The organism is Mesorhizobium sp. BR1-1-4 (assembly GCF_020165375.1).
GTDB lineage: Bacteria > Pseudomonadota > Alphaproteobacteria > Rhizobiales > Rhizobiaceae > Mesorhizobium > Mesorhizobium australicum.
The window spans coordinates 25,386-48,798 of sequence record NZ_JAIUIB010000008.1; the positions used below are offsets into that span (position 1 = coordinate 25,386).

General features: G+C 63.4%; 32 protein-coding genes, 1 tRNA gene and 1 riboswitch. Of the genes, 16 read left to right on the top strand and 17 right to left on the bottom strand.

Translation table 11 applies throughout. From position 1 onward, the window contains the following. Positions 1–126: 126 nt before the first annotated feature. The 4 genes from LB571_RS18205 to LB571_RS18220 form a co-directional block, all read right to left on the bottom strand. Positions 127–1,143, bottom strand: coding sequence for an ABC transporter substrate-binding protein (locus tag LB571_RS18205; RefSeq protein ID WP_224596581.1), 1,017 nt, complete (start codon positions 1,141–1,143; stop codon positions 127–129). Continuing rightward, a complete protein-coding gene (locus tag LB571_RS18210) occupies positions 1,136–1,903 on the bottom strand; it encodes an ABC transporter ATP-binding protein (protein WP_224596583.1) in 768 nt (255 codons plus the stop codon). Before LB571_RS18210 ends, LB571_RS18205 begins: the two co-directional genes overlap by 8 nt. Further along, on the bottom strand, positions 1,900–2,598 hold the full coding sequence (locus tag LB571_RS18215; protein ID WP_411961396.1) for an ABC transporter permease: 699 nt from the start codon (positions 2,596–2,598) through the stop codon (positions 1,900–1,902). The genes LB571_RS18210 and LB571_RS18215 overlap by 4 nt, the downstream gene beginning before the upstream one ends. Before the next feature lie 127 nt (positions 2,599–2,725). Then, positions 2,726–3,334 carry a Ykof family thiamine-binding protein gene (locus LB571_RS18220; protein ID WP_224596586.1) on the bottom strand — a complete coding sequence of 203 codons (609 nt, stop codon included), beginning with the start codon at positions 3,332–3,334 and terminating at the stop codon, positions 2,726–2,728. Then, a riboswitch (TPP riboswitch) is annotated at positions 3,325–3,438 on the bottom strand. (Overlaps the previous gene by 10 nt.) 275 nt (positions 3,439–3,713) lie before the next feature. On the opposite strand from LB571_RS18220, the gene LB571_RS18225 reads away from it, so the two are divergent. Next, complete coding sequence (locus LB571_RS18225) at positions 3,714–4,022, top strand: hypothetical protein (protein ID WP_140718388.1); 309 nt, start codon at positions 3,714–3,716, stop codon at positions 4,020–4,022. A 58-nt stretch (positions 4,023–4,080) separates the two neighbouring features. Here LB571_RS18225 and LB571_RS18230 read toward each other — a convergent pair whose 3' ends face one another. The 3 genes from LB571_RS18230 to LB571_RS18245 all read right to left on the bottom strand — a co-directional run bounded on the left by LB571_RS18230 (position 4,081) and on the right by LB571_RS18245 (position 7,713). Beyond that, positions 4,081–5,133: a formyltransferase family protein gene (locus LB571_RS18230; protein WP_140876257.1), complete on the bottom strand. Its 1,053-nt coding sequence runs from the start codon at positions 5,131–5,133 to the stop codon at positions 4,081–4,083. A 343-nt stretch (positions 5,134–5,476) separates the two neighbouring features. Further along, on the bottom strand, positions 5,477–5,992 hold the full coding sequence (msrA, locus tag LB571_RS18240; protein ID WP_224596591.1) for a peptide-methionine (S)-S-oxide reductase MsrA: 516 nt from the start codon (positions 5,990–5,992) through the stop codon (positions 5,477–5,479). Between the two features lie 173 nt (positions 5,993–6,165). Continuing rightward, positions 6,166–7,713 carry a glycosyltransferase family 39 protein gene (locus tag LB571_RS18245; RefSeq protein WP_224596607.1) on the bottom strand — a complete coding sequence of 516 codons (1,548 nt, stop codon included), beginning with the start codon at positions 7,711–7,713 and terminating at the stop codon, positions 6,166–6,168. Positions 7,714–7,912: 199 nt separating this feature from the next. Between LB571_RS18245 and LB571_RS18250 the strand changes: the two genes are divergently transcribed. Continuing rightward, the gene (locus tag LB571_RS18250; RefSeq protein ID WP_224596610.1) at positions 7,913–8,620 is read left to right on the top strand and encodes a hypothetical protein; all 708 of its coding nucleotides are present in this window, start codon (positions 7,913–7,915) and stop codon (positions 8,618–8,620) included. Positions 8,621–8,779: 159 nt separating this feature from the next. Here the strand turns inward: LB571_RS18250 and LB571_RS18255 are convergent, their stop codons facing one another. Together LB571_RS18255 and LB571_RS18260 are read right to left on the bottom strand one after the other, a co-directional pair. Next, positions 8,780–9,109: a hypothetical protein gene (locus LB571_RS18255; RefSeq protein WP_224596612.1), complete on the bottom strand. Its 330-nt coding sequence runs from the start codon at positions 9,107–9,109 to the stop codon at positions 8,780–8,782. Beyond that, positions 9,099–9,479, bottom strand: a complete 381-nt coding sequence (locus LB571_RS18260) for a hypothetical protein (RefSeq protein ID WP_224596614.1) — start codon at positions 9,477–9,479, stop codon at positions 9,099–9,101. The genes LB571_RS18255 and LB571_RS18260 overlap by 11 nt, the downstream gene beginning before the upstream one ends. A gap of 307 nt (positions 9,480–9,786) precedes the next feature. Between LB571_RS18260 and LB571_RS18265 the strand changes: the two genes are divergently transcribed. Together LB571_RS18265 and LB571_RS18270 are read left to right on the top strand one after the other, a co-directional pair. After that, the gene (locus LB571_RS18265) at positions 9,787–10,056 is read left to right on the top strand and encodes a hypothetical protein (protein ID WP_015317042.1); all 270 of its coding nucleotides are present in this window, start codon (positions 9,787–9,789) and stop codon (positions 10,054–10,056) included. Positions 10,057–10,154: 98 nt separating this feature from the next. Further along, positions 10,155–10,460, top strand: a complete 306-nt coding sequence (locus LB571_RS18270) for a hypothetical protein (RefSeq protein WP_015317041.1) — start codon at positions 10,155–10,157, stop codon at positions 10,458–10,460. A gap of 45 nt (positions 10,461–10,505) precedes the next feature. Here LB571_RS18270 and LB571_RS18275 read toward each other — a convergent pair whose 3' ends face one another. After that, a complete protein-coding gene (locus LB571_RS18275; RefSeq protein ID WP_224596629.1) occupies positions 10,506–10,934 on the bottom strand; it encodes a DoxX family protein in 429 nt (142 codons plus the stop codon). Positions 10,935–11,540: 606 nt separating this feature from the next. On the opposite strand from LB571_RS18275, the gene LB571_RS18280 reads away from it, so the two are divergent. From LB571_RS18280 to LB571_RS18295, 4 genes are all read left to right on the top strand, one after another. Continuing rightward, on the top strand, positions 11,541–11,720 hold the full coding sequence (locus tag LB571_RS18280; protein WP_015317039.1) for a DUF3606 domain-containing protein: 180 nt from the start codon (positions 11,541–11,543) through the stop codon (positions 11,718–11,720). Between the two features lie 247 nt (positions 11,721–11,967). After that, complete coding sequence (locus LB571_RS18285) at positions 11,968–12,411, top strand: GFA family protein (protein WP_224596633.1); 444 nt, start codon at positions 11,968–11,970, stop codon at positions 12,409–12,411. A gap of 112 nt (positions 12,412–12,523) precedes the next feature. Further along, positions 12,524–12,760: a DUF982 domain-containing protein gene (locus LB571_RS18290; protein ID WP_023782817.1), complete on the top strand. Its 237-nt coding sequence runs from the start codon at positions 12,524–12,526 to the stop codon at positions 12,758–12,760. 23 nt (positions 12,761–12,783) lie between these two features. Further along, a complete protein-coding gene (locus tag LB571_RS18295; protein WP_140716210.1) occupies positions 12,784–13,029 on the top strand; it encodes a DUF982 domain-containing protein in 246 nt (81 codons plus the stop codon). Positions 13,030–13,096: 67 nt separating this feature from the next. On the opposite strand, the gene LB571_RS28800 is transcribed toward LB571_RS18295, so the two are convergent. Both LB571_RS28800 and LB571_RS18300 read right to left on the bottom strand, forming a co-directional pair. Then, positions 13,097–13,231, bottom strand: a complete 135-nt coding sequence (locus tag LB571_RS28800; RefSeq protein WP_263484611.1) for a hypothetical protein — start codon at positions 13,229–13,231, stop codon at positions 13,097–13,099. Between the two features lie 90 nt (positions 13,232–13,321). Further along, complete coding sequence (locus LB571_RS18300; protein WP_140716212.1) at positions 13,322–13,618, bottom strand: hypothetical protein; 297 nt, start codon at positions 13,616–13,618, stop codon at positions 13,322–13,324. 188 nt (positions 13,619–13,806) lie between these two features. On the opposite strand from LB571_RS18300, the gene LB571_RS18305 reads away from it, so the two are divergent. From LB571_RS18305 to LB571_RS18335, 7 genes are all read left to right on the top strand, one after another. Then, a complete protein-coding gene (locus LB571_RS18305; protein WP_140665781.1) occupies positions 13,807–14,715 on the top strand; it encodes an alpha/beta fold hydrolase in 909 nt (302 codons plus the stop codon). A gap of 383 nt (positions 14,716–15,098) precedes the next feature. Further along, positions 15,099–15,395 carry a hypothetical protein gene (locus LB571_RS18310; RefSeq protein ID WP_140618060.1) on the top strand — a complete coding sequence of 99 codons (297 nt, stop codon included), beginning with the start codon at positions 15,099–15,101 and terminating at the stop codon, positions 15,393–15,395. Between the two features lie 35 nt (positions 15,396–15,430). Next, a tRNA-Gln gene (locus tag LB571_RS18315) sits at positions 15,431–15,504 on the top strand. Positions 15,505–15,707: 203 nt separating this feature from the next. After that, positions 15,708–15,953: a hypothetical protein gene (locus LB571_RS18320; RefSeq protein WP_224596635.1), complete on the top strand. Its 246-nt coding sequence runs from the start codon at positions 15,708–15,710 to the stop codon at positions 15,951–15,953. Between the two features lie 209 nt (positions 15,954–16,162). Next, on the top strand, positions 16,163–16,453 hold the full coding sequence (locus tag LB571_RS18325) for a hypothetical protein (protein ID WP_224596638.1): 291 nt from the start codon (positions 16,163–16,165) through the stop codon (positions 16,451–16,453). A 144-nt stretch (positions 16,454–16,597) separates the two neighbouring features. Further along, positions 16,598–16,804, top strand: coding sequence for a hypothetical protein (locus LB571_RS18330; protein WP_015317029.1), 207 nt, complete (start codon positions 16,598–16,600; stop codon positions 16,802–16,804). Positions 16,805–16,914: 110 nt separating this feature from the next. Next, on the top strand, positions 16,915–17,181 hold the full coding sequence (locus LB571_RS18335; RefSeq protein WP_140876268.1) for a DUF982 domain-containing protein: 267 nt from the start codon (positions 16,915–16,917) through the stop codon (positions 17,179–17,181). 27 nt (positions 17,182–17,208) lie between these two features. Here the strand turns inward: LB571_RS18335 and LB571_RS18340 are convergent, their stop codons facing one another. Further along, positions 17,209–18,285, bottom strand: coding sequence for a sensor histidine kinase (locus LB571_RS18340; protein ID WP_224596639.1), 1,077 nt, complete (start codon positions 18,283–18,285; stop codon positions 17,209–17,211). Between the two features lie 92 nt (positions 18,286–18,377). Further along, the gene (locus tag LB571_RS18345) at positions 18,378–18,620 is read right to left on the bottom strand and encodes a hypothetical protein (protein WP_015317026.1); all 243 of its coding nucleotides are present in this window, start codon (positions 18,618–18,620) and stop codon (positions 18,378–18,380) included. Between the two features lie 265 nt (positions 18,621–18,885). Here LB571_RS18345 and LB571_RS18350 point away from each other — a divergent pair, with 265 nt between their 5' ends. After that, complete coding sequence (locus LB571_RS18350) at positions 18,886–19,194, top strand: hypothetical protein (RefSeq protein ID WP_140791360.1); 309 nt, start codon at positions 18,886–18,888, stop codon at positions 19,192–19,194. A gap of 319 nt (positions 19,195–19,513) precedes the next feature. On the opposite strand, the gene LB571_RS18355 is transcribed toward LB571_RS18350, so the two are convergent. The 3 genes from LB571_RS18355 to LB571_RS18365 all read right to left on the bottom strand — a co-directional run bounded on the left by LB571_RS18355 (position 19,514) and on the right by LB571_RS18365 (position 23,338). Beyond that, a complete protein-coding gene (locus tag LB571_RS18355; protein WP_224596642.1) occupies positions 19,514–21,496 on the bottom strand; it encodes an AI-2E family transporter in 1,983 nt (660 codons plus the stop codon). A gap of 122 nt (positions 21,497–21,618) precedes the next feature. Next, the gene (locus LB571_RS18360) at positions 21,619–22,698 is read right to left on the bottom strand and encodes a D-alanine--D-alanine ligase family protein (protein ID WP_224596645.1); all 1,080 of its coding nucleotides are present in this window, start codon (positions 22,696–22,698) and stop codon (positions 21,619–21,621) included. A 22-nt stretch (positions 22,699–22,720) separates the two neighbouring features. Continuing rightward, complete coding sequence (locus LB571_RS18365; RefSeq protein WP_224596648.1) at positions 22,721–23,338, bottom strand: C39 family peptidase; 618 nt, start codon at positions 23,336–23,338, stop codon at positions 22,721–22,723. Positions 23,339–23,413: the final 75 nt, after the last annotated feature.

Here is a 23,413-nt window from a genome sequence, read left to right on the forward strand (position 1 = left end):
AAACGGCGACGGCGCCGCCGAAAGACATGCGAGACACAAGGCACGGCCGTGCAGATTGTCTCGGCTTCGAGGATCGCCAGGAATGGGTTTCGCCCGAGTTGATCCTCTCCTTAAGGGATTGGCCAGCTACCCCAGAAATGCGTTGCTGAAATACCTGGCGAAATCCGGGCTCTGCGGCAGAACCGTACCGTCGGTGTCGCGCAGAATGCCGGCGGCGAAGAGGTAGTTGCCGATCGCTTCCATCTTGGCAGGGTCCAACGTCCCGATGGCACCATTTTGCCCGCGTAGATAATTGCCCTCGAGCAGTGCCTTCAGCGAGGCGTGGACCAAGGCCGGATTCGTCAGGGCATCCTTGTTGGCGGCTATCAGCAGCGTGGCGGCCTCCCCTGGATGATCGACGGCGAATTGGTAACCGCGCCGCGTTGCCTGGATGAAGGATGACGACAATTCGGGGTTCGCCTGGAGATACGCTTCGCTCGAAGAGATAAGCGTGGTGTGCTCATCGGGGACGCCATGGTCGGCATAGACGAAACTGCGCTGCTTAACGCCCCTGAGTTCGGCTTCGACGCCCTCCCAGGTCGACACTTCCAGCGTGAAGTCGACCGAACCGTTGGCCAGCGCCTCGTAGGCGGAAGTGCCCAGCGTCACCGTCTCGAAATCGCCCTTGCCGCCGTCGTGACGGATGATGGTCGAGATCAGCGCGGTCTCCCAGGCGCTGCCGAAACCGCCATAGGTCAGGCCATCCAGATCTTTCGGGCTTTTGATGTCGCTGCGCGCGGCATTGAACACCAGCCGGCCTGTCTCGGACTGCACGACGGCATAGACGCCCTTCAGATCGGCCCCCGCGGTCTTCTGGGTGAACAGGCTGATGGTGCCGTTGATCCCGAAATCGGCGACATGGTTGGCGACAAGCGTGCCGGCACCGGTATCGCTGTACGGCAGGATGTCGACCTCGATGCCGGCTTCCCGATAAAATCCCTTATCGCGGGCGACGAACAGGCCGATGTGGTTGGTGTTGACCGTCCAGTCGAGGGCGACTGTGACCGTCCGCGTTGCCGCGAAGGAACGGCTCGATCCGGTGATCAGCGGTACGCTGCCGGCAAGGGTGAGCAGCAGGGCTTGCCTGCGCGTCAAGTCAATCATGGTCATGTCCTTTGGATGGCTGGGGGTTGAGCAAAATGTCGAGAATCTCGGCCTCGAGTGCCCCGGCCTGCCGCGTGGCCGCGCTGGCGGAATCGCGCGGGCGCGGCAGCGGCACCTTGATCTCGCGCACGACCCGGGCAGGCCGCGCGGACAGCACATAGATGCGGTCGGACAGGAACAGGGCTTCGCGCACGTCATGAGTGATCAGCAACGCCGTCCAGTGGTGGTGCCGCCACATCTGTTCGAGCCAGCGCTGCAGGGCCGCACGGGTCAGTGCGTCGAGCGCGCCGAACGGCTCGTCGAGCAGCAACATATCGCGTTCCTGCACCACGGTGCGTAAAAGCGCCGTGCGCTGGCGCATGCCGCCCGAGATCTGCGCTGGAAAGTGCCACTCGAAGCCGGCAAGGCCGAATTCGGCAAACAGCGGAGCCACACGCTTCCGTGCCGCCTTGCGGCTGACGCCTTGCACCTCGAGTCCGAGCGTGGTGTTGTCGAGGATGCGCCGCCACGGCATCAGCGCGTCGCGCTGCGGCATGAAGGCGAAATGCCTGCCGTGATCGTCGAGCGGCACGCCGTCGAAGAACATCTCACCCTCGCCATGCTCGGCGCCGGTCAGAAGCTGGAACAGCGTCGACTTGCCGGCTCCCGAAGGTCCAAGGATCGAGACGAATTCGCCGGCATCGACACGAAGCGAAATGTCGGCGAGCACATCGAGCCCGCCAAACGCCTTGCGAACATGCCGCAATTCGAGCCGGCTCATGCTTCTGGACCTTTTCCAGGGCCTTGCCTGCCAGCAGCTCGTTCCCAGGGCATGGCAAGACGCTGCAGCAGCATCGTCAGCCCGAACAGGACAAGGGTGAGCGCTGCGCTGACGCAGACGGCGGCGAGCACCAGGTCGGGACGGAAATTGTTCTTGGCGTTGAGCATGTAGATGCCCAGCCCTTTGGCCGCGCCTGCATATTCGGCGAAAATGGCGCCGACGACGGCATAGGTGATGGATATCCTGAGGCCAGCGAAGAAATAAGGCAGCGCCGAAGGCAATCGTGCCAGCATGAAGACACGCCAACGCCCTGCTCCCATGGCACGCAGCATCTGACCGATCTCCACCTCGGTAGCCTCGTAGCCCTGTACCAGCGCGACCAGCATCGGGAAGAAGGTGACCAGCGCCACCAGCACGATCTTGGGCGCCAGCCCGAAGCCGAACCACAGCACCACCAATGGCGCGATGGCGACCAGCGGCAAAGTCTGGCTGACTATGAAGATGGGAAACAGCGCTCGCCGCAAAGGCTGGAAGAAGTCGACCAGCATCGACAGGGCGAAGGCGGCACTGAGCGAACAGGCAAAACCGATCAGCGTGGCGCGGACCGTGGGAATGGCGTTGTCGACCAAGGCTTCCCGATTGAGCATCGCCTGTTCGAAGACGCGCGAGGGCGCCGGCAGAACCGTCGGCTTCATGCCGGAAATGTTTGCGTACAGTTCCCAGGCCACGAGCACCAAACCGATCGATATCACGGCCGGCGCTGTTTTTGCGAAGAAGCCCGCGACGTTACGCGGGTTGAATGACGATGAGACCACGAGCGGTTCAGACGGCGGTGGGACTGTTGGCCGAGACCGTGACATCGAGGGTTACATGGCCGGCGCCGGGCCCGAAGCGGCAGAAGGCTTCATCGAGGGCCGAGAAGATCGCGCCGGCATCGCCGCGCAGCTTGGTGCAGAAATTCTTGGAGCGATCGTAGACGCCGGACTGCTTCAGGAAATCTATGCAGCCATAGATTTCGTCCGTGTGGTCGTCAGTGCCCATCACATAGAGCGAGAACTGCGCCGCCGCCGGCTGGCCAGTGGCCGGCGCGCCGCGCACTGCGGTGATGGCGGCTTGCTTGCGCGGGCCGAGTGGCCCGGCAGGTCCGCCGAACGTGTCGGAGCGGCAGATCGGGTCATCCGGCTCGCCTGGGCAGCCACGCGAAATGGTGGCTGACAGCACGCAATGCCTGCCGCTGCCAGACGCGGCCACGAAAAGGTCGCGCAGCGCAGGGAATAACACCTCGGGGGGCCCGACCAGCAAGGTCGAAATGTCGTCGGTCTCGATCCTGAGCTTATCGCGGTACGGATCGAGCGCGCCGAGCGCGCCCAGAATGATGCCGACGAAATCGTCGGCCATTGGATATAGGGAAACCTGTGCGCCTGAAAACATCGCCCGCCTCGCTCCGCTGGTATTACCCAGATCAGCTTCTAGGGTCTGTGGGCTTGCCGCCCCCGTCTCAGCCCCGACCGTACGGAGCACCCCTGTGGATAGGCGCGTTAAAGCATCATTCGGACGGTTGGGAAAGCTGTTTTTTTGGCAAGCCGCGCTAAAGCATTGCCCGAGCTCCAGGGCAATTGGACATCGCCGGCGCGGAAATTTGTCTGGAACCTTCGCCATTCCGAGGGGTTGTCCCACCAGTCGCTGGACGCGATTCCAGGACCAATTTTCCGTTCGGGATTGTGTCAAAACAAGAGATTGAGCGGTTCATGATTTCCGCGAAACCGTGCACCGTTCCCGGCGACGAGTTCACAGAAAATGGAGACAAATCATGTTCATGAAAATCCTCGCGGCTTCGGCCTTCACCATTGCCGTTGCAACATCCGCCATGGCACAAAGCAATAGCGCAGCGGGCGCGGATGGGCCCGGCGGTAGCGGCAAGTCCGTCACTGTGGACCCAAGCACCCCGGCTTCACCCAGTACGATCGATCCGGGCGCGACCAACAGCACGACCACCACGCCGGGCGACATGAATTCCAATGCGGACAAGAATTGCCCGACCAACCCGCAGGGTGCACAGACGGACGCCAATGGCAACGCCACCGCGCCGACCGTGAACGACAACAACTGCGGAAAGTAGTTTGCCATCGCGATATGAGAACCGCGGACGCAGTTTCCGCGGTTCCCATTATTGGGATTCAGTGTCCGCGACTACCCGCTTGCGGCTCTGGTGCCGCTTCACTGCCCACCCGGCCAAAGACCCTTAATTCAGCGTACGGTTTGCCGGCCCGGGGGCGTGGGAATGAGGCGTATATTTTCATCAGCCGTTTGAGCAGGCGCCCGTAGGTGAGGTGCCGAACCCGGCCATTGGCAAGATCGAACTCCACCATCCCCCACCGCCTTACGGGACCCTTTCCGGTTGGCGGACCCAGTCGCCTGACCTGGAAGGCCAGCCTGACCTTGCGGCCGGCGACATCCAGATAGATACCGGGTTTAGCGCCCAATACGTGCCACATCCGGGCAACGTGCCCGATCGACATGTCGGACGAAATCGCCATGTGGTCCCGCTCAAGTCGAGCCCAGACGAAATCACCGGCTGGCTGCCGCATCCCCGACACCAGATTCTTGCAATAGCCTGGCGCCACCTCACGCACCAACCGGCGCATCGCGCTCGCCACGCCGTCCACCATATCCCGCCGCGATGCCCAGTCTGCTTCGGTGAACAGTACTTGTCCGAGGATGTCGCCGTCGTCGAAATTGGCCGACATCTTATGCAGTGTCACGCCGCCATGGACCGCATGCTGGCCATCCGCGACAAGACGATGGAGAGGATGCGGCCCCCGGTAGTTGGGCAGCAGCGCCGGATGAAAATTAAGCCCGCCCTTGGGAAAGAGGTCGAGCAGCTGCTGCGGGATCAAGGTCGGGAAAGCGAAGCAGATCAGCACATCCGCGGCGATGTCAGGCAATTGCCGGGCAAGCTCGTTCCAGTCGTAAGGCCGGCGGAATTCAATCAGCTTTACCGGCGTGTTGCCGAGATGGCGCCTGAGCAAAAGCCGGCGCCTCAGCCTGCGCCGAAAATTGCCAATGCTGAAGCCTCTGGATGGGCGTTGAAAACCAGGCACGATAATCGCACCAACACGGTTTCCCGCCTCGATCCATCCGGAAAGCAGCGGCCCGGTATAAGCAGAAACATCCAGGATGAAAATTGCATTGAGTTCCCCGGCGCGGGCCGCGGGTTCGGAAGAAATCATCTTCTCAAGCCCAGCGGGGCAAGACGTAGCCTGCCCGCGCCAGCAATTCGATCACCGTTACAACTCGGCCAGCCAGGCCCGAAAGCCGGCCTGGCCGGTCAGGCTGCCTTGGAAGAAAGCGGTCCCGCCGCAACACTTGAGAGTCTTTCCCGCTTCACCAACACCGGCTTTTCGTAGATCTTCTTCATGCTCATCCCCGATGATCGATCAACCCACACAGTTGGCCAGCAACGCAGCGGACTGTCAACCGCCGGACGGCGGCCAACAGCCACTATGCGTATGATCCTTGGCAATCGACGAGCGTTTACACCCCACCTACCGCCAAAACGGCTGGTGAACTTTATCAAACCGCCTTTTCACGAACCGGCAGCTTCCAGCCTGGTCTGACGAAATGGCAGGTGTAGCCGTTGGGATATTTCTCGAGATAGTCCTGGTGCTCGGGTTCGGCCTCCCAGAACGCTCCGGCCGGCGCAAGTTCGGTGACGACCTTGCCGGGCCACAGGCCGGAGGCGTCGACATCGGCGATGGTGTCCTCCGCCACACGCTTCTGCTCCTCATCGGTGTAGTAGATTGCGGAGCGATAGCTCATGCCGACATCGTTTCCCTGGCGATTGCGCGTCGTCGGATCATGTATCTGGAAGAAGAATTCCAGAAGCTGGCGAAAGCTGATTCTCGCCGGGTCGAAGGTGATCTCGATGGCTTCGGCATGCGTGCCATGATTGCGATAGGTAGCGTTCGGCACGTCGCCGCCACTGTAGCCGACACGCGTGGCAAGGACGCCCGGAAAGCGCCGGATCAAATCCTGCATGCCCCAGAAGCAGCCGCCGGCAAGCACTGCACGTTCGCTCGAAGTCGCCATGTCACGTCTCCTCAAAAGGCAATTCCGGGGAAGTGTAGCGGCTCTCCGTCGGGAATTGCGCGGCAACAAACTTGGATAGCGCCATAAATGGGCATTGTTGCCTGGTTCGTCCAGTCAGACGAGCGGCCGTCCGCTTGTATTATAGGGAATGGGATCGCACGACGCCGCTCACCCTAGCTGCGCGGATGCCGGGTCCGGCTGCTGGCGGCAGCCGGCAGATATCGCGTGCCGGGCGGAATGACGGCAAAGCTGATCGCCACCGGCGGTGCCTCGCGCGACCAGTTGAAAAGAACGGTCTTGACCGGGATATTGTCCACCCACGCCAGAAATCTTGACGGCACGTGACGACCCGACCAGACCATCAGCATGCCGTGATCGCGCAACCGCTGCCTCGTGATCCAGGGTGCGAACCGCATATCGAGATCGGTGAAGATAGACGGCTTGTCATAGGCGTTGAGGCCAGCCAGCATGGCAAGATTGGTGTCGCCACCGACGATGTCGAGCCTGCCCGGCGCCGCCGCGTGCCAGATTGCCTCGGCCTCGTCCGAGATCGGCCGCGCCGGCCAGCAGACGGCGTCCATGCGTCCCCGCACATTGCAGTCCGTCCATCGGATCGCCCCATAGGCGCCCGACATGGCGACGATGCAGATGAAGGCGCAGATCGCCAACCTCCTCATCTCGACGGCACCGAGCCGGTGACCGAGAAAGGCGAGCGCGACGACGCCGACAAGATTGTACATCGGTGCGCCCCAGGCTTCGCCGGTGCCGGTGAACAGCGAGACCACCATGATCAGCGCCGCCGGCCCAAGCCCCATCCAGCAGAGATAGACGAGCGTGTCGCGCTCGACCGGCACTTGCGGTGCTGGTGAGCGCCGCAATAGCCCTGATAGCGCCAACACCAGGAGAAAGCCGGAAAGGCCGGCCATCTGGACGCCGATATAATAGAGCCGCGCCCGGTGCTCGCTCACCCATGCATCGCGGCCGGCGAAATAGGTCAAAGGCAGGAAATCGATGCGGTAGAGTGCGATGGCAAGCGGCGCGGCGGCGGCGAGAAACACAGCCAGGCCAAGCCATGGCCAGGGTGTCGCCAGCCGGCTGCGCGCACGTGGGTCGCACAGCAGCCAGAGGCCGCCGAAGGCAAGCAGCAAGCCGGTGGAAAACTTGGCGTAGAGCCCAACGCCCGACACCAATCCGAGCGCCAGCCACCAGCCCGGCCCGCCGCCGCGGCTGGCGCGCCACAGCAGCCAGCAGATCGCCGCCCAGAACGGCATCTGCGCATAGTCGTGATTGAATTGCGGCGTCGGCCAGCCGAAGAAATAGACCGACGGCATCAAAAGCACGGCGGCCAGCGCTTTGTCGCGGCCGAGCGTGTCGCGAGCCAGCAGGTAGACCAGGACGAAAGTGGCCGAGATCGTCAGCTGGGCCAGCAGATATTGCGGCCAGCGGAACGATCCGGTCAGGAGATGACTGGTCTCGAGCAGCCAGCCGGGGAGTTGCGGATGCTTGTAGGTCAAAAGCACCCATTCGCGGCCCCACATGAAGCCTTCCACGACGTCGCCGGGCGGTGCGGGATCGATGAGTGTTGGCACCAGGGTCCAGCACAGGATCTGCACCAGGCACAAAAGTGCCAGCAAACCCCAAGGGTGCCGAAGCAGCGCGGACCAGACCAATGACGAGTCCAGGCCCACGGCAGGCAGTGCTGCCGGCACCCAACGATCCATGGAGTCGTCAATTCCCGCCATGCCGCGCTTAAATCACATCGCCCGGTTTGCCGAATAGCCCCAAGGTCAAAGCTTACAAAAAAGTATACTTGGGTGCCATTGCAATACCAAGATTGAGCGGGAATCTCGGCATTCTATTGCCCTCCCCGGGCAAAAACAGCCCGCACACCCGATCCCACTTCAGCATCCCGGACATTCGATGCGTCACCAGCATGCCGTCATTCACCACCGCGCGCTAGACTTCTGGCTGGCGCGCGCGGCTGTCCTCGTCATCATCTGCCTGCAGCTTCTGGTCATCAACGATCTTTCGTTCGGCCCTCGCTGGCTGGCGCCGGCGCTGGAGGCCGCCCTGCTGGTGCCCCTGTCCGTGGCCACCGCCTGGACACAGGTCGCCACCCAGAAAGCGGTCGAGGAAGAGCACTGGTATCTCGTCGGCCGTTTTCGCGTCATGATCCGCAGAACGGCCCTGGTAATGACCGGCGTCGTCAGTGTCATGAACTGCGGCTCGCTGGTGCTGCTGGTGCGCGCTTTGCTGGCGGGACATGCCGGCAGCAGCGGCCAGACACTGCTGGTCGACGCGCTCAATATCTGGCTCACCAACATCATCGTCTTCGCCTTGTGGTTCTGGAGCACCGACCGCGGCGGGCCGCCGACCTGCGGACTGGTCAAACGCGCCCATGCCGATTTCCTGTTTCCGCAAATGACCCTGGACGATCGCGAGATCCGCGACTGGCTGCCTGGCTTCGTTGATTATTTCTTCCTCGCCTTTACCAATGCGACGGCGTTTTCACCAACCGACACCTTGCCGCTTTCCCAGCGCGCCAAGCTTTTGATGATGGCGGAGGCGATGATCTCGCTGCTCACGATCGCGCTGGTCGCGGCCCGCGCCGTCAACATCCTGGCCTGAGTACGGTTTTCCGACCTTGCGCCGAAGAGGAGCCGGGCCTCGTTTCCGTGAAACGGTGAGCGGTCCGACGACGCAAAAAAGCTCGCCCCGGCGTGAGCCAAGGCGGGCTTTTGGTTCGATCGAGGCCTCAGGTGCCGGGTCCCAAAGCAGGGCCGGCCGTCAGTCCTCCGGGGCTGGCCCGAACTTCCGCACGATCACCTCGAACAGAATATCCGAGAGGACGTCCAATTGGTTGACGGCGACACCGAAATCCTTGGGCAGCACGGACAGCACGATCTTCAGATACTGGTCCGGCTTGTCGGTCCGCACCTCGGCGAGGACACCGGCGCCATGCGCCTGAAAATCGGCCCGCACGGCGGCGAGGAAATCATCGCCCAATGTTTTCTTGGTCCGCTTCGGCCGGGGCGTCTTGGCGGCTACCGGACTGGCAGCGGGCTTGCGCCTTGCCGCCCTGGCCTTGCGGCGCGCCGGCCCGGTTTCACCAGTCATGGGTCCGCGCCCCGACATTGACATCACCGGCGGCGGCCTTCGGCGGCGCCTGCCTGGCCCGCTTTTTCGAGCGGGCGGATTTCTTCCTGGCCTTCCCGCCGCGCTTCGGCTTCGCGGCCTGTGCGGGCCTCGCCAGAGGCCTTGCGGCCTTGAGCCGCGCCATGGCGAGACCTACGAGCTGTGCGCCGATACCGGCCTGCGGAAAGCAGAAACCACCTGCCGCATCGCGCACCATGCCGATCAGCACGCCGGGCGCAACCGCCTCGACACGGCCGAGGCGCGCCACCGGGCCGGCGCCCTCGAATTCGCCGATGGCGCTGACGATCTCGCGGCCGTCATCGCCGGTGATGATGCTGGCATAGCGGGGCATGGGATTTCTCGCATCTCGCGGAAGCAGCGCCCTACGGCGCCACCGCATCGGCAGGCAACCCAACCAGGGGCCAGAAACACAAAACCCGCCTCGGCGGCGGGTCGGTGGCGCAAATCAGCACCATGGATAGATTTATAGCATCGCTGCCCTCACCGGTCAATGCCAAATAGGAAAAAATTCATATTTCTCCGGGAGGCATGATCCCGTCCGCTGACATTTATCCGGCTGTTCATGAACCGGCTCCTGTGAAATCATCAGCGCCAGCTCATGGAATGATTCCCGTCGCACGGCCTTGTGGGAGAGGACGATGGACAGACCAGCCATGGCATCCGTCTTCAGGATGCGGCACGCTCCGGCCACGGTTTCCGGTGTGCGCAGCACCGGCCAGGGTCAGGCCGATCCGGTCATCCGGGTGCACTCGCTTGGCGAAGCGATCCGCTTCGTCGCCAACGCTTACCCCAATTACGACATCGGCACCGTCGCCATAGACTGCGGCGACCCTTCGATCCCGCGCCTCGGCAGCCTGGAAGTCAGGGCGCTTTGGCGCGAGTATGGCGAGCGCCTGACGCAGGAGTAGCGCCTGACCGCTCACGATCGGCGCGCTGGTTCCCGCACGCCGGCCGGATCGGAAACGCCGCTGATGCGTTCCACTGCGATCAACGGAGGGAGAAATCCATGAACGTCGCCAACCTGCAACTCGAAGGCCTGCTGATGGCCGTCGCCTCGATCAACCACGTCCTGGTCAAAAAGGGGGTGCTGACGTCGGAGGAGATCGACATCGCGCTTCGCAAGGCCGAGGCGTCGGAAACCGGCGAGGAGCGATCGGACGGCATGTCGGCGTCGAACCGCGACGCCGTCAATTTTCCGATCCGGCTGCTGGAACTCGCCAACCAGTGTCAGCCGGAGGCCGACATGCCGTCTTTCTCGAAGCTGGCCCGCATGGTCGGCCAGATGAAGGAGCCCTACAACGATCAGATGTGAGGCTCCCGCCCCCGGGCGGGCCCTACGCCCTGCCCCGGGCGGGCTTTATGCCCTGCCCGGCCATCCCAGGTTCAGCGCCAGAATTCTTCCCGGTCCGTGGACCGCCGCGAACAGCAGTCCGGCCATGAACGAAAAATGGTCGACGAAGAAGCCGAACTCGGCCTGGTTGCCGGCCCAGTGGCTGGGTCCGTGGAAGGCAAAGGCCAGGAACAGCACATAGGCCGCGGCGACCAGGGCGGCTTGGGTAAAGAAGGCGCCGCTGAGGAAACACAGCACCAGGGCCACCTCCAGGATCGCCGCGCACCATGCCAGGAAGAGCGGGAACGGAAAGCCCGCGGCCGCGATATAGCCCGCCGTGGCCTCCATGCCCATGAACTTGAAGGTCACCGCCATCAGGAAGACGGCGGCGAAGATCAGGCGGGCGACGAGAAGGGCCGCGGTCTGCCACGGCGATTGCGCGATTTGAGGCGACATGGTTGTTCTCCAGCTTCATCAGCCCCAAGGACGCGCCGCCATGTGCCGATCCGACATGCCGGGCGAAAATTTTCACCGGTTCCGGTTTGGCGCCCGATGCTATGGCAGCGCACCGCTCGAAGGAAGAAGCAAGGCCGCTTCCCGGCAGGCACAGCTTTAGAAATTCTTAATGATCCTGAAACTTGTCCGTAACCCTGATCGTGATATTGTTAGCCGGGGCTAATGCACAGCTGTGTCTGGTGCACGATATGGGTGGGTGGGTTTTGGGCGCAAGCGTCAGGCTGGGGACGAAGTCCTATCTGGTCCGGACACCGGTTCTGGAGTGCGAAGGCTGCGGCGGCACCGGACAGGTTTTCCAATGCCCGCGCTGGACGAGTTCCAGCGGCCTTTGCTGCCCCGCCGGTACGCATCGCCGCGGCTGTCCCGGCGCCAGCGCGCGCTGCGCCCAATGCAGCGACACCGACAGCACCGGCCCGACCTCTTCATCGGCCTAGGCTGAACTGGCATTGCTCCGCGATGGAACCAGCATCGCCGATCCGTGTTATGTGTGACCGCGACATATAGGCGTCCGCGCGACCATGCGGCTTACAGAAAGTGAGGCCCGACATGCCTGACGACAAATCCAAGACCAAACAGGACCGCAAGCTGGTCTCGAGCGAGGAAACTTACGAGGTCGCGGCCTTCGCGCGCAAATATGGCATTCCGCAGAGCGAGGCCCAGACCATCATCAAGCGCTACGGACCCTCGCGCAAGAAGCTCGACAACCACATGGCCGCCCGCGGATAGAAGGAGCGGCCGAAAGGCGGCAACCAATTCGCCGGCATGGCGTTGAAGAATGCTGCGGGCCGCGTCAACCGGGCTCGGCGGTACGGTGAACAGGATGTCTTTTTCCCGGTTTCTCATCCTGGCCAACGAAATGGCAGACGAGCATCTGTCCCGCCCGGCCCGCGGCATGCCAAACTGACGGAGCCGGCCATGGCTGGAGCAGCCCCATGGCAGGCAAAGCCAGGCTGGCGAAACGGAGGGCGCAACCATGTCCGACACAACACGCAGGACCGGCAGTTGCCTGTGCGGTGGCGTGCATTTCGTCGTCAACGGCCAGCCGTCGCGGGTTGGCCTTTGCCATTGCAAGGATTGCCGCAAGGCGGGTGGTTCGGTCTATTCGGCCTTTGCCATCTGGCCGCGCGATGCGTTCGAGACATCGGGCGAGGTCGCCAGCTACGGCACACGCAGCTTTTGCCCGACCTGCGGCAGCCGCGTCGCCTGGGTCGACGACAACGAGGCCGAGGTGATGCTCGGCAGCCTCGACGTCGCACCGACGGATTTGGCACCGCAATATGAATTGTGGACCGGCCGGCGCGAAACCTGGCTGCATGCCTTGCCCGACGCCGAGCAGTTCGAGCACGACCGGCCGCAAGCACAGGATGTCGATCCGCCGGCGGCCAGGCCCTTGTCGGACGCCGTCGCGCGCGACTGAAAGCATGGTTGGAAATTGATTGTCCGGGCCTGGAACCCTCCCCTGTCGCCGACGTTATCAGGCGCTTCCTCGGTGCATGTCGGCCGATGTGCATGATCCATGGAGACGACCGTTGAACGACAAGATGTTTCCCCGACCGATCCGCCTGAAATTCGCCCCCGAGCGGGAGCGCGTGGTGCGCAGCGCCTGGGAGGGGCTGGAATGCCTTGGCGACTGGCCGGCCGGCCAAGGCCGCCGATACCGCGCGGCACTGCGCAGCTGCCGCGATGCGCTGGACGGCTGGACGCCGGCGGAAAAGGCGATGCGGGCGATGATCGACGCCGCGCGCGAGGCGCGCATCCTGCAATGAGGACCCAGTAGCAGGAGAAACCAATGGCCGGTTTGATGCTGTCGACACCGCTGCGGGTCAAGCCCCATGGCTCGGAGACGATCCGCGAGGTGGCCACGCTTCAGGACGCCAGTGAAATCCTGATCGACTGGCCACAGGCCAGGCGCGGCCCCTTCTACCAGACCGCGCGCGAAAAGATCGAGTCGGCCCTGGCCAACAATGAGGGCGCGGCACAGGCGCAGGAAGCCTTCACCGCACTCTGCGATCACGCCGGCCTTCTGGTCAGGTAAGCCAAGGCACCATGCAAGCGAAAAGCAGGCGAACTCGCCTGCTTTCTTGTGCGGAACCGCTTTCGGGTCATTCCACTGGCAGATCGCCGTCCACGATCGGGTGGGAGGCCTCGAAGCCGAAGCTCTTCGGCGCCGTCAGCATCAGGACGATAACGATGGCAATAGAGGTAAGCAACGCGGCTGTACTGGCAACATCTCTCACGGTCCATCCTTTCCAGATCCGGTTTGTCAGAGAAACGTTTCCTGGTCTGCGAAGTTCCTCCGCCGCCATGACAATGCTGCCGAACGATCTCTACTGCTTTGGCGGCTGGGGCGGCACTTCGCCCGGCTTGATGACCGGCGTCTTGCCTTCGTCGGGTGCCGGCGCGGCCATGCCCTGGTCGCCTGTGGGGGGCGGTTTCAGCACGCCGCCGCAATCGTTGAGCTTTTCGCTCAGGTCGCCGCTGCCGGACTGCTGCTTGCCGCCCTGATCCGTTTGTGCCCGGCATTTGTCGGCCTGCTGGTTCGGCGACTGCTGGGCCGTCTGTGCCGCTGCCGGCAATGCCAGGGCCAGCATCGCGGCGCATGACGCAATGACGAGGGATTTCATCTCGGCCTCCTTCGTTGAAGCCGCCCCACGGCGGCCTTCCGTTCACGGGGACAACGTCCGCCGGCCCAAAAGGTTGGCCCAAGGGATTGGGGGAGAGCTTGCGCGGGATCGGCCCGTTGCGGCCGGCGCTTGCGAAGGCGCCGCAACCAATCCCGTTCTCCAGCCGTTGCCTGTGCCGGAGGCCAGCCATGTTCGAGCATTTCCAGCCTATCGACGTCGACATCGAGGACGCCGGCATCTTCGTGCGCCGCGCCGGTGCCGGACCGGCGGTGCTTTTGCTGCACGGCTTTCCGCAAACCCATCTGATGTGGCGCGATATTGCGCCGCTGCTTGCCGATCGTTTCACCGTCATCTGCGCCGACCTGCGTGGCTATGGGCGCAGCGCCTGCCCGGCCTCGAGCGCCGATCATGCTCCCTATGCCAAGCGGGCCATGGCATCGGAGATGGTGGCGATGATGGCCAGGCTCGGCTTTACCAGCTTCATGGTCGCCGGCCATGATCGCGGCGGGCGCGTCGCCTACCGCATGGCGCTCGACCATCCCGGCCGTATCGAAAAACTCGCCGTGCTCGACATCGTCCCCACGGCCGACGCCTGGGACCGGGCCGACGCGCGGCTGGCCCTCGGCTTCTGGCCGTGGTCCTTGCTGGCACAGCCCGAACCCTTGCCGGAAAAGATCCTGGCGGGCGCCGCCGACGCCATCGTCGACAATGCGTTGGGTGGCTGGGGGTCGTCGCCCGATGTCTTTCCGGCCGGCATCCGCCAGGCCTATGTCGAAGCCTTGCGCGACCCCGCCCACATCCACGCGATCTGCGAGGAATACCGGGCCGCGGCAACGCTGGACCGCGATCACGACCGGGCGGACAAAGCCGCCGGCCGGCGCATCGCCTGCCCGGTGCTGGCCTTGTGGAGCGGGCAAGGCGCGCTCGCCCAATGGTATGCCGGCGAAGGTGGGCCGTTGGCGCTCTGGCGGAACTGGGCCGACGACGTGCGCGGCCGCGCGATCTCGGGCGGACATTTCTTCCCGGAGGAGGCGCCCGCGCAAACGGCAGGTGCGCTGATCGATTTCTTCGGCGGGCTCAAGTCGGATGCCGGTTAGCCACCCGCCACCGGGCACCTCGGATCAGCCGGCTGGTTCCTCCGCTATATCCTCGCCCTCGGGCTCGCCGGGCCGGAAAGGATCGGGCATTCGCGGACATTCCTCGAACCGATGGTCGCGGCCGCCGCAGAAGGAGCAGCACATCGCCTCGCGGCCCTCGTTTCCGGGCCGCCATTGCGGTGTTTCGTAAGGTTTCCTGCCGTCCATGCCCAGCAATGCGCGACGCCTGATTTGGTTGCGCGGCGCGCCAACGCGCGCCCGGCAAGGCCCGTCGCGGAACCAACGGACACGATAGGGGGTTATGTGCGACAATGCATGCGGCCATTCCCCGGCGAATCCGGGCCAGCCGCGTTCGCAATTCCGTCAAACCGAAGAGAACCATCATGTCCGCTCGCGTTCCGACCCTGTTGATGGCCATGGCCGTCGTGCTCGCGGCGACCGGTCTGGCCGATGCCCGGCCCGACAGCCGCTCCATGGGCTGCGCTCAGATCCGGGCCATGATCCAGAACCACCGCGCCGTGGTGCTGACCACTGGCCCCAACACCTACGATCGCTATGTCAGGCAGTTCGGCAACGAGTGCGACTGGCCTGAAGTGCCGATGTCGGCCTATGTCCCGTCCCGCGACGGGGACTGCCCGGTCTATCGCTGCGAAGAGCCGGTCAACAATTTCCCGAATTGACCGCAAGCTGCCTGGGCGCCATAACGTGCCGGCTTTCCCGCTTCGTCTAATGGTAGGACAGCGCCCTTTGAAGGCGTGAATCGTGGTTCGAGCCCATGAGCGGGAACCAGGCAGCTGCAAGCCAACGAGTAGCCGGAACCAGGTCGGGTAGCTCCCGATCCTCTCCGATCAATGATGCCGTGATCCGGGACAGGAACCGGCCGGTATCCGGGCAGGAGGAAGGTGGCTTCCTCCCTGGACCTCCGTCGCGATTGACGGCCAGGTAACGTTACGTTAACTTTAATTTAGCTTAAGCTAAACTAGGGGGATCTAATGAAGATGGTTTTCATTTGCCTGGCGCTTGTCCTCGCCGGCTCAAATGTCGCTGCGGCACACGAAAAGAAGGCGACCGTCACCGCCTCGAAGGCATGCGCCGGTCTGTCGATCAAGGCGGCGGTGGCAGCAAAATTGGACTGCACAGCAACCGGAACAGCAACATCGACCCCGACCGACGCAGCGACTGCCAAGCCGCGCCTTGGGTACCAAAACCCTTGGACCATGTCCTCGTTTGGCCTTTGATGTTCCCGGAATTCTGGCTGCCCAGAGGCGCGGAGACCGAAGCCGCCGGGCTTTTGATAAGGCGTGAGTGCGCCGTCAGATCTCGCTCCTGGCCTGTTCCCGCACGTCCTGAGCTTCTCGACAATCGGACCAACTGATTGGGGTCGCTTCCGTCAGCATGAAACCTTGCGGCCTGTTGGACGTTCATTGTCGGCCAACAGGAGAGTTTCATGGATCCGGCAACCGCGGCGGTGATGATCATGCTGTCGTGCAACGCATCGCTCTGTCGGCCCATGGAGTCGCGCCCGGTCGTCTATTCATCGATGGCGCAGTGCCAAGCGGCGCTTGAAATCAGATTGGCACCGTGGCCGAAAGGCGAAATGGTCGGCCGGTGCAAGCAGGTCGACCGGATGGCGACCGGCTCGATTGCCCCGGAAGGCTATGCCTCGGTTCAAGTCACGCGTGGAATCGGCGGCGATGCGGTCACCACCAACTATTTCGTTCCGAGAGCCGACGACTGAATCAGAGGCCGGACGCCGGGGCTACCGGGCGGTTGATGACTTCGCCCGCGGACATCGGCAGGTGTTTGAGCCGGACCTCCTGAAACCATTTCATGGACCCCGCGTTGACGACCCGGGGGCACCGCCAGACACTGGAGAGAGTCCATGACCGTCAATTGCCGCATATCCATCGACAACAGGCCTGACGCCACCAATGTTACTTTCCAGGCGGTGCCGCGCATTGGCGAGAGCGTGTCCCTGTCGGTCGACGGAAACCCACAGGATCTGCGGGTCTCGCGCGTCGTGCACGTTCCCAACGGTGGACTGGAAGGCGCCGCGATCATCGTCGAAGTGACGACCAGCATCCTCTAGGGATTGGTTCGCGTGGAGATGCCCGGAAAGCCTCACGCTACAGTGATCGGCGGCGATGAAACCTCATGCCGCCCAACGCGTTCCACGGGCTAAACATGGTCTAGGTTCCAATGCAAACTGCATGGTTCTCCAAGCCCGTCGTCGTTTCGGTAGGCGTTGCCGGAGCCATCCGCAACCTGTCCAACACACAACAGGCGATCGAACTCCTCACGACACATTGGCGCGATGCCGGGAGCCTGAAACATCAGTCCGCACTGCGCGCCTGCCGCAGGGCAACGAGCGGCGACTTGCCCCCCGAAACCGCCAGGGAGGCCTTTGTCGAGGCCGCGCGCGAGGCGCATATCCTGGTCGAGCAGGTGCAGCCCGACAGGGAATAGGGGCGGCGTCCAGACCGGCGGATCGCCCTAGATGCCGAAACCCGGCGAAACACCATCGGCCTCGCTGCCGGCCTGCGCCACGATGATGGAGGCCAGCGGCGCGCTCAGCTGCCATTTGAGATGGCCGGGCGACCGCTCCAGAATGGCGGAGCCACCGAGCGACTGCGGCGCCACACGCTGCAGCACGACAGTGCCGAACCCCTTGCGCGTGGTCTGATCGCGCCGGTCGCCGGGATGCGGTTCGCAGTTTTCCTCCCAGGTCAGCTGGAATTCCCGTTCGCCAGCGGAGCCGGGAGCATGCGCTCCCGAGCCGATGGTCCAGGTAATCTCGACCCGGCCGCCTTCGCTGCCCAGCGCGCCATACTTTGATGAGTTGGTGCCCAGTTCGTGAAAGGCCATGCCGAGGTTCTGCACCGCGTTCGACTGCAGCGTCAGGACCGGGCCGGAGAGCAGGATCTGCTCCTCGAGGCCGAAGGGCTTGAGATGTTCCTGGATAAGGTCGAACAGGCTCGCCCCCGCCCACTCGGAGGTGACGAGCAGATCGTGCGACCGCGACAGTGCCATGATGCGGGCGCGGATCAATTCCTCGAACTCGCCTGGACCATTCGAACGCTTGCTGGTCTCCCTGACCATCGACAGGATGACCGCGAACTGGTTCTTGACCCGATGGTTGACCTCCCGCATCAGCAGCCTGATCCGGCGCTCGCTTTCCTTGGCGGCGGAGATATCGCGGGCGATTTTCGAGGCGCCGATGATTTCGCCATCGCCGTTCTTGATCGGCGAAATCGTCAGTGAGACCGAAATCAGCGCTCCGTCCTTGCGCTTGCGCGTCGTCTCATAGCTCGCCACGCGGTCGCCGCTGCGAATCTTGCTGATGATCCCGGTCTCCTCGCTCTTGAGGTGATCGGGAATGAGCATGAGGACGGATTGGCCGATCGCCTCCTCGGCGGTGTAGCCGAACATGCGTTCCGCCGCCTGGTTCCAGCTTTGGATGACGCTGTTCAGGTCCTTGCTGATGATGGCATCGAAGGAGGAATCGACAATTGCCGCGAGCCGGGCGTCGGCGGTCGCCCCCTGTCTGTCGCTGCCGTCGATGTCGTTCATCGCCACCCGCAATTGCATCTTTCCCGATCAGATAAGGCGCAAACGGATCAAGGCAATCGCCGGCGCGAGAATGGAAGGCTTACCGCGAAGTTTTACTCCGCCTGTTCCGGCGGGGCCTTGCCGTCGCCATTGGGCAGGAGCACGCCGAATTCCTGCGACTTGGCGCCCACCTCGGCCGTCAGGAAGCCATCGGAGGCAAGGCCGCGGCGCAGCAATTCGCGTACCGCCGCCGAGCGGCTGGGCATGCGTTTGTCGAAACGCCAGTTTTCCAGTGCGGCCAGTTCATCCTGGGTCAACATGATCTGCAGTCGTTCCGGGCGTTCCAGGTCAGCCATGTGCGCCTCCAAGCGCAAAGATCAGGCGAGTTAGTAACCGTCTCATTCTACTTACAGTTAGGAATTTCGGCATCCTGCGTCAAGCGCGGTCAGTGGGTGAATGCAGCGTCGTACCAAAGATGATCATCCAACGCAGGTTGCCCATTCGTGTAACTATGCTAACTAGCTGATTTTATTAATTCTTTTTTCACTTTTAACTTGCCATGCGCCGCCATGGGGCGCATCCTGCCAGCTTGAGGAAACCAACTCGCTTTGGGAGGTTTCAATGCGATACGATTATTCCACGCGGCTGCGTGAAGACGTCTATGCGAGCGTCCGCGCAGCGTTCAAGACCGCGGGCATCATCAACGTGTCGGTGGTGGCGGAAAGGATCAGGGTCAGGAACCTGGCCGAGAACGTCGCCCTCGAGGACATTGAACATCTGGTCCTGCAGGCTGCACAACTGGTTGGTGCTGCGATCGAATTCGACGCTTTGGGCAACGGATTGGCCCCGCCTGGAACCGGACTCGTCGAGAACCGTGATGAGAGCTCGATGATCCCTCTCGGTCTGCATCGATCAGGCTCGATGCAATAGCCAGAAGCGCCAGGTGCGACGGCTCCATGCGCCATGGAACCAGTCCGGCCTTCGGAGATTACCGCATCGTCCAGCAGAGGAGGATGTCGTGAAGGCCCTGCGCAGTCTGCTTGCCGAACTGTCGTCGAGCTGGCTCCAGCGCCGCAAGGCGCAAAAGTCATCCGCTGGAAATCCAGTCAAACCCGTGTCCCGCGTCCCCCGCCAGGCCGCGACGGTGAGGCCGGTACACAAGCCAAGGTCGCCCTCCTCCCGCGATGTCGCTTCCAATATGTGAACGACCGAGATCGACCCAGTCTCGGAGATCAACCGGCACCCACGGCTAGGTCGAGGCCGCCGAGGCCTTTTGGGAGGTGGCGCGCTGTCGCCGCATCCGGCGTTTGGCGACGAGCTTGAGGGCAATTGGCGGCTCGTTCGACAGCGCGCCGACCACTGCGTCCACCATGCCATGCGCCACGAAATCCGCGTTGATGTCACGGGCGAGCTTCGCGGCCGCTTCCTTGTCCTCATTGGCGGCTTGCGACCAGAACACGATTCCCACCCTCAACGCCGCTTTCGCCCGCTTCAGCCGGCGAACCAGAAACCGGGCATGCTTGACGGAATCCCGGTTCAGGAAGCCGACCACCACGGTATCGATGCCTTCGAGCTCGAGACGGCGGATGTTGGCGGGTTCCATATCGGCAAAGCCGGCCTTCGACACCGTCGTGCCCTGGACTTCCAGCACCTGTGCCAGCATCGCGGCGGCGGCATCGTCCAGTTCACCGCGCCCGCCTGTGCAAAGCACCGACAGATCCGTGCCGTCGGGCAGTTCGGTCTCGTCTTCGCGGGAAGGATCCTTGTCATCCGGCTCCTCTTCGGCCGCCGGCGGGGCATCCTCTTCCTCTGCTTCCTCATGCGCGCTGTCGTCGAGGTTTGCCACCATCACCAGGGCGCTCTCGGCCACCTGACGCCTTTGCTGGTCGCCCATGACACCGCGCGCACGGTCCTGCTCGCCCAGCAGCAGGGCGGGAATGGCCACCTTGTCGTAGAACTCGACCAGATATTTCTCTTCCAGCATCTCCTCGGCGTGATCCGTGGCTTCGTCAGGGTCACCGGCCAGCAGACGCTGGTAGAGGCGTGCATGAGGTTCGAGCACGGGCTCGTTGCCAAACAGGACATCGAGGAACTCAAACTGCGGCACGTGCCTGCCCAGCACCACCAGGCACACGGTGAGCGGCGTTGACAAAACCAGCCCGAGCGGGCCCCACAGCCACGTCCAGAAGATGGCCGCAACGATGATGGCCAGGGACGACAGCCCGGTTCGCGAGCCATAAAGCCAGGGTTCCACGACATTGCCGGTGATCAGTTCCATCACCACGAACAGGGCGGCTGTCCACAGCACCAGCGACCAGCCCGGCGCCACGGCCAGCGCCAGGAACAGCGGCAGCAGCATGCCGATCGCCGGGCCGATATAGGGAACGAAACGCAGGCCAAGGGCCAGCAGCCCCCACAGCAAGGCATTCGGAATGCCCAGGATCCACAGGCCGGCCGCAATTGGTACGGCGTACACGATGTTGACGACCAATTGCATCAGCAGGTACCGGCCAACACGCTTGCCGGCATCCTGAAGCGCCTCGGTGGTACGGTGAAGGTCGCCATACCCGACAAGGCGGATAAAGCGGTCGCGCAAATCCTCCCGCTCCAGCAGCATGAAGATGACGACGACGATGATCAGCCCGGCCGATCCGAGCGGGCTGATCAGCGGCCCGACTATGTTCTGCAGAACCTCCAGGGGTCTTTCGCGCGAGACGATCTCGACCGGCACCGGTTCACGCGGCTTTTCCGGGGTGGCGGCCGGCGGCGACGTCTCCTGCCTGTCGATCTCCTGGCCGACACGTTCGACCACCTTGCTCAACTTGGCAATGATCCCTCCCCCAACGCCAGTCTCCTTGAGCGAGCGGACCTTGGTCAGGATGTTGGCCTGGTAGACCGGGATGTTTTGCGCCAGTTCGCTGACCTGCGTGGCGACGATGAAGCTGAAGAGGGCAAGTGCGGCGAAAGCCCCCAATACGCTGACGATGACGGCCGCGATCCGGGGAACACCGGCCCGTTTGAGCGCGGACACAAGGGGGGCGAGCGCGAAAGTCAGCAACAGCGCGATCGCTATCGGCAGGAAAACCTCACGCCCGAAATACAACGCCGCCACCGTGGTGACGATGGTGGCTACATTGGGCAACGACGTTCGGGGGTGCGGGGCGGCGGGCGAAAGAATATCCTCCAAGCCATGCGCGGGCGACGCCATCCCGTTTCGACGATTGGCCGCCATTCCATGCCTCCCCTGCCAGTCCCATGATCGGGCATATAGAGCCGGCCAGCAACATTAGCCAGAGGTGGAAAGACACGCCGTCCAAAGGGCGGTTTATCCGATGCGGCGGCCGCTGACTCGGATCAGCGCGCGCCGTGCCGCGCCAGCGCATGCTCGATCAAGATATCGATGACCTCGCTGTAGCCGATGCCGATCGCGGCCAGCGCCTTGGCGTACATCGAGATGTCGGTGAAACCGGGCAGCGTGTTGACCTCGTTGACCAGCAGGGAGCCGTCGGCGCGCAGGAAGAAGTCGACGCGCGCCATCGCCTCGCAGCCGAGCGCCTTGAAGGCTTGCCCAGCCATTTCCCTCGCCCGGTCGATCACCGCTGCCGGCACATCGGCGGGCACTTTGACCACCGCGCCGTCGGCGTCGAGATATTTGGCCTCATAGGTGTAGAAGCCGTGCTTGCCGGCCGGGATGATCTCGCCGGGCAGCGACACCGTGAGCGAGCCGCCGGCCCGTTGCAGCACCGAGCACTCGATCTCGCGGCCTTCGACGAACTCCTCGATCAACGCCTTGCCGTCATAGCGGAAAGCCGTTTCGAGGGCTTGATCGAAACCATCCCTGTCGTTCACCTTGCTCACTCCGAACGACGAGCCCTGGCGCGCCGGCTTGGCGAAGAATGGCAGCCCCAGCGCCCCGGCGATCTCCTGGAAGGAACCGACGTCGTTACGATGGACAGTGACCGAGCGGGCGACGGCAAGCCCGGCCCCGTGCATGAGCCGCTTGGCGACATCCTTGTCCATCGCCGCGGCCGAGGCGAGGATGCCGCAGCCGACATAAGCGACGTCGGCAACCTCCGCATAGCCCTGCACCGAGCCGTCCTCCCCGAAAGGACCATGCAGCACGGGGAAGACGACATCGACCGGCGCCAGGTCAGCCCGCGTTCCCGTAGGCGACGCTGAGATCAGCCGGCCCTTGCCGCCGGGCAGCAGGGCTATCTCCACGCCATCCTGCGACACTGGAGCTCCCGCCCCTTCGCCGATGGCCTCGGACGCCGGCTGCAGCAGCCATCTGCCCTCCCTGGAAATGGCGATCGGCACCACCTCGTAGCGCGTCCGGTCGATGGCCTTCAGCACATTGGCGGCCGAAAGCCGCGACACGTCATGCTCGGCCGAGCGCCCGCCATAGAGGATCGCAACCCTGATCTTTCCGGTCATCGAAATCCCTCAACTGTCAAAATCAAATGGCGACGGCAATGCCGCGATTGGCAAAGAAGCGGTCGAAAGCGGCTGGCGCCAACACTGCGTTGGCCTGTGTGGCACTGGTATGGCCGGATGGGTTGTGAAAGCGGAACCCTTCATCCGAGGCGGCGGTGACCAGAACCAAATGTCCGCCCTTCGACGGCGGCTCGCGCTCGGGCCAGCGGATCGAACTGCTGACCGAAGCGATGAAGAACCGCGACCGGCCGAGGATCGACGGAATGTCAGCCGTCGCGACATCGGTCATCACCTCGGCATCGAGGCCGAATTCCGCCTTCACGAAGGTGACGAAGGGCGCATAGATCAGCCCCTTGATCGAGCCGTCATTGACGACATAGCCGCCATACGGAGTGCATCGCCTGGCCAGTTCGATCGTCGGCACGATCTCGCCGCGCGTCGCCAGGATCATCTTGAGACACGCCATGCCGCAGACATTGGCGGCCCAGGCCGTGTATTCATCGAGCGTGGCAGCGCCTGATCCCTGCCATAGCGGATCCCGCCGCAACGCGGCTTCGGCGCCGTTGGCGAGCACCGCCAGCGTCATGTCAGGCGTCTCCCACTGACTGAAAAACGGCACGGTTTCAGGCAATGGACTCATGCGAACTCCCCGGGTCTTCAACTCGTATACGAGCATACAAGATTGGAGAAAAGCCGCTCGGACCTGTCGAGGCGC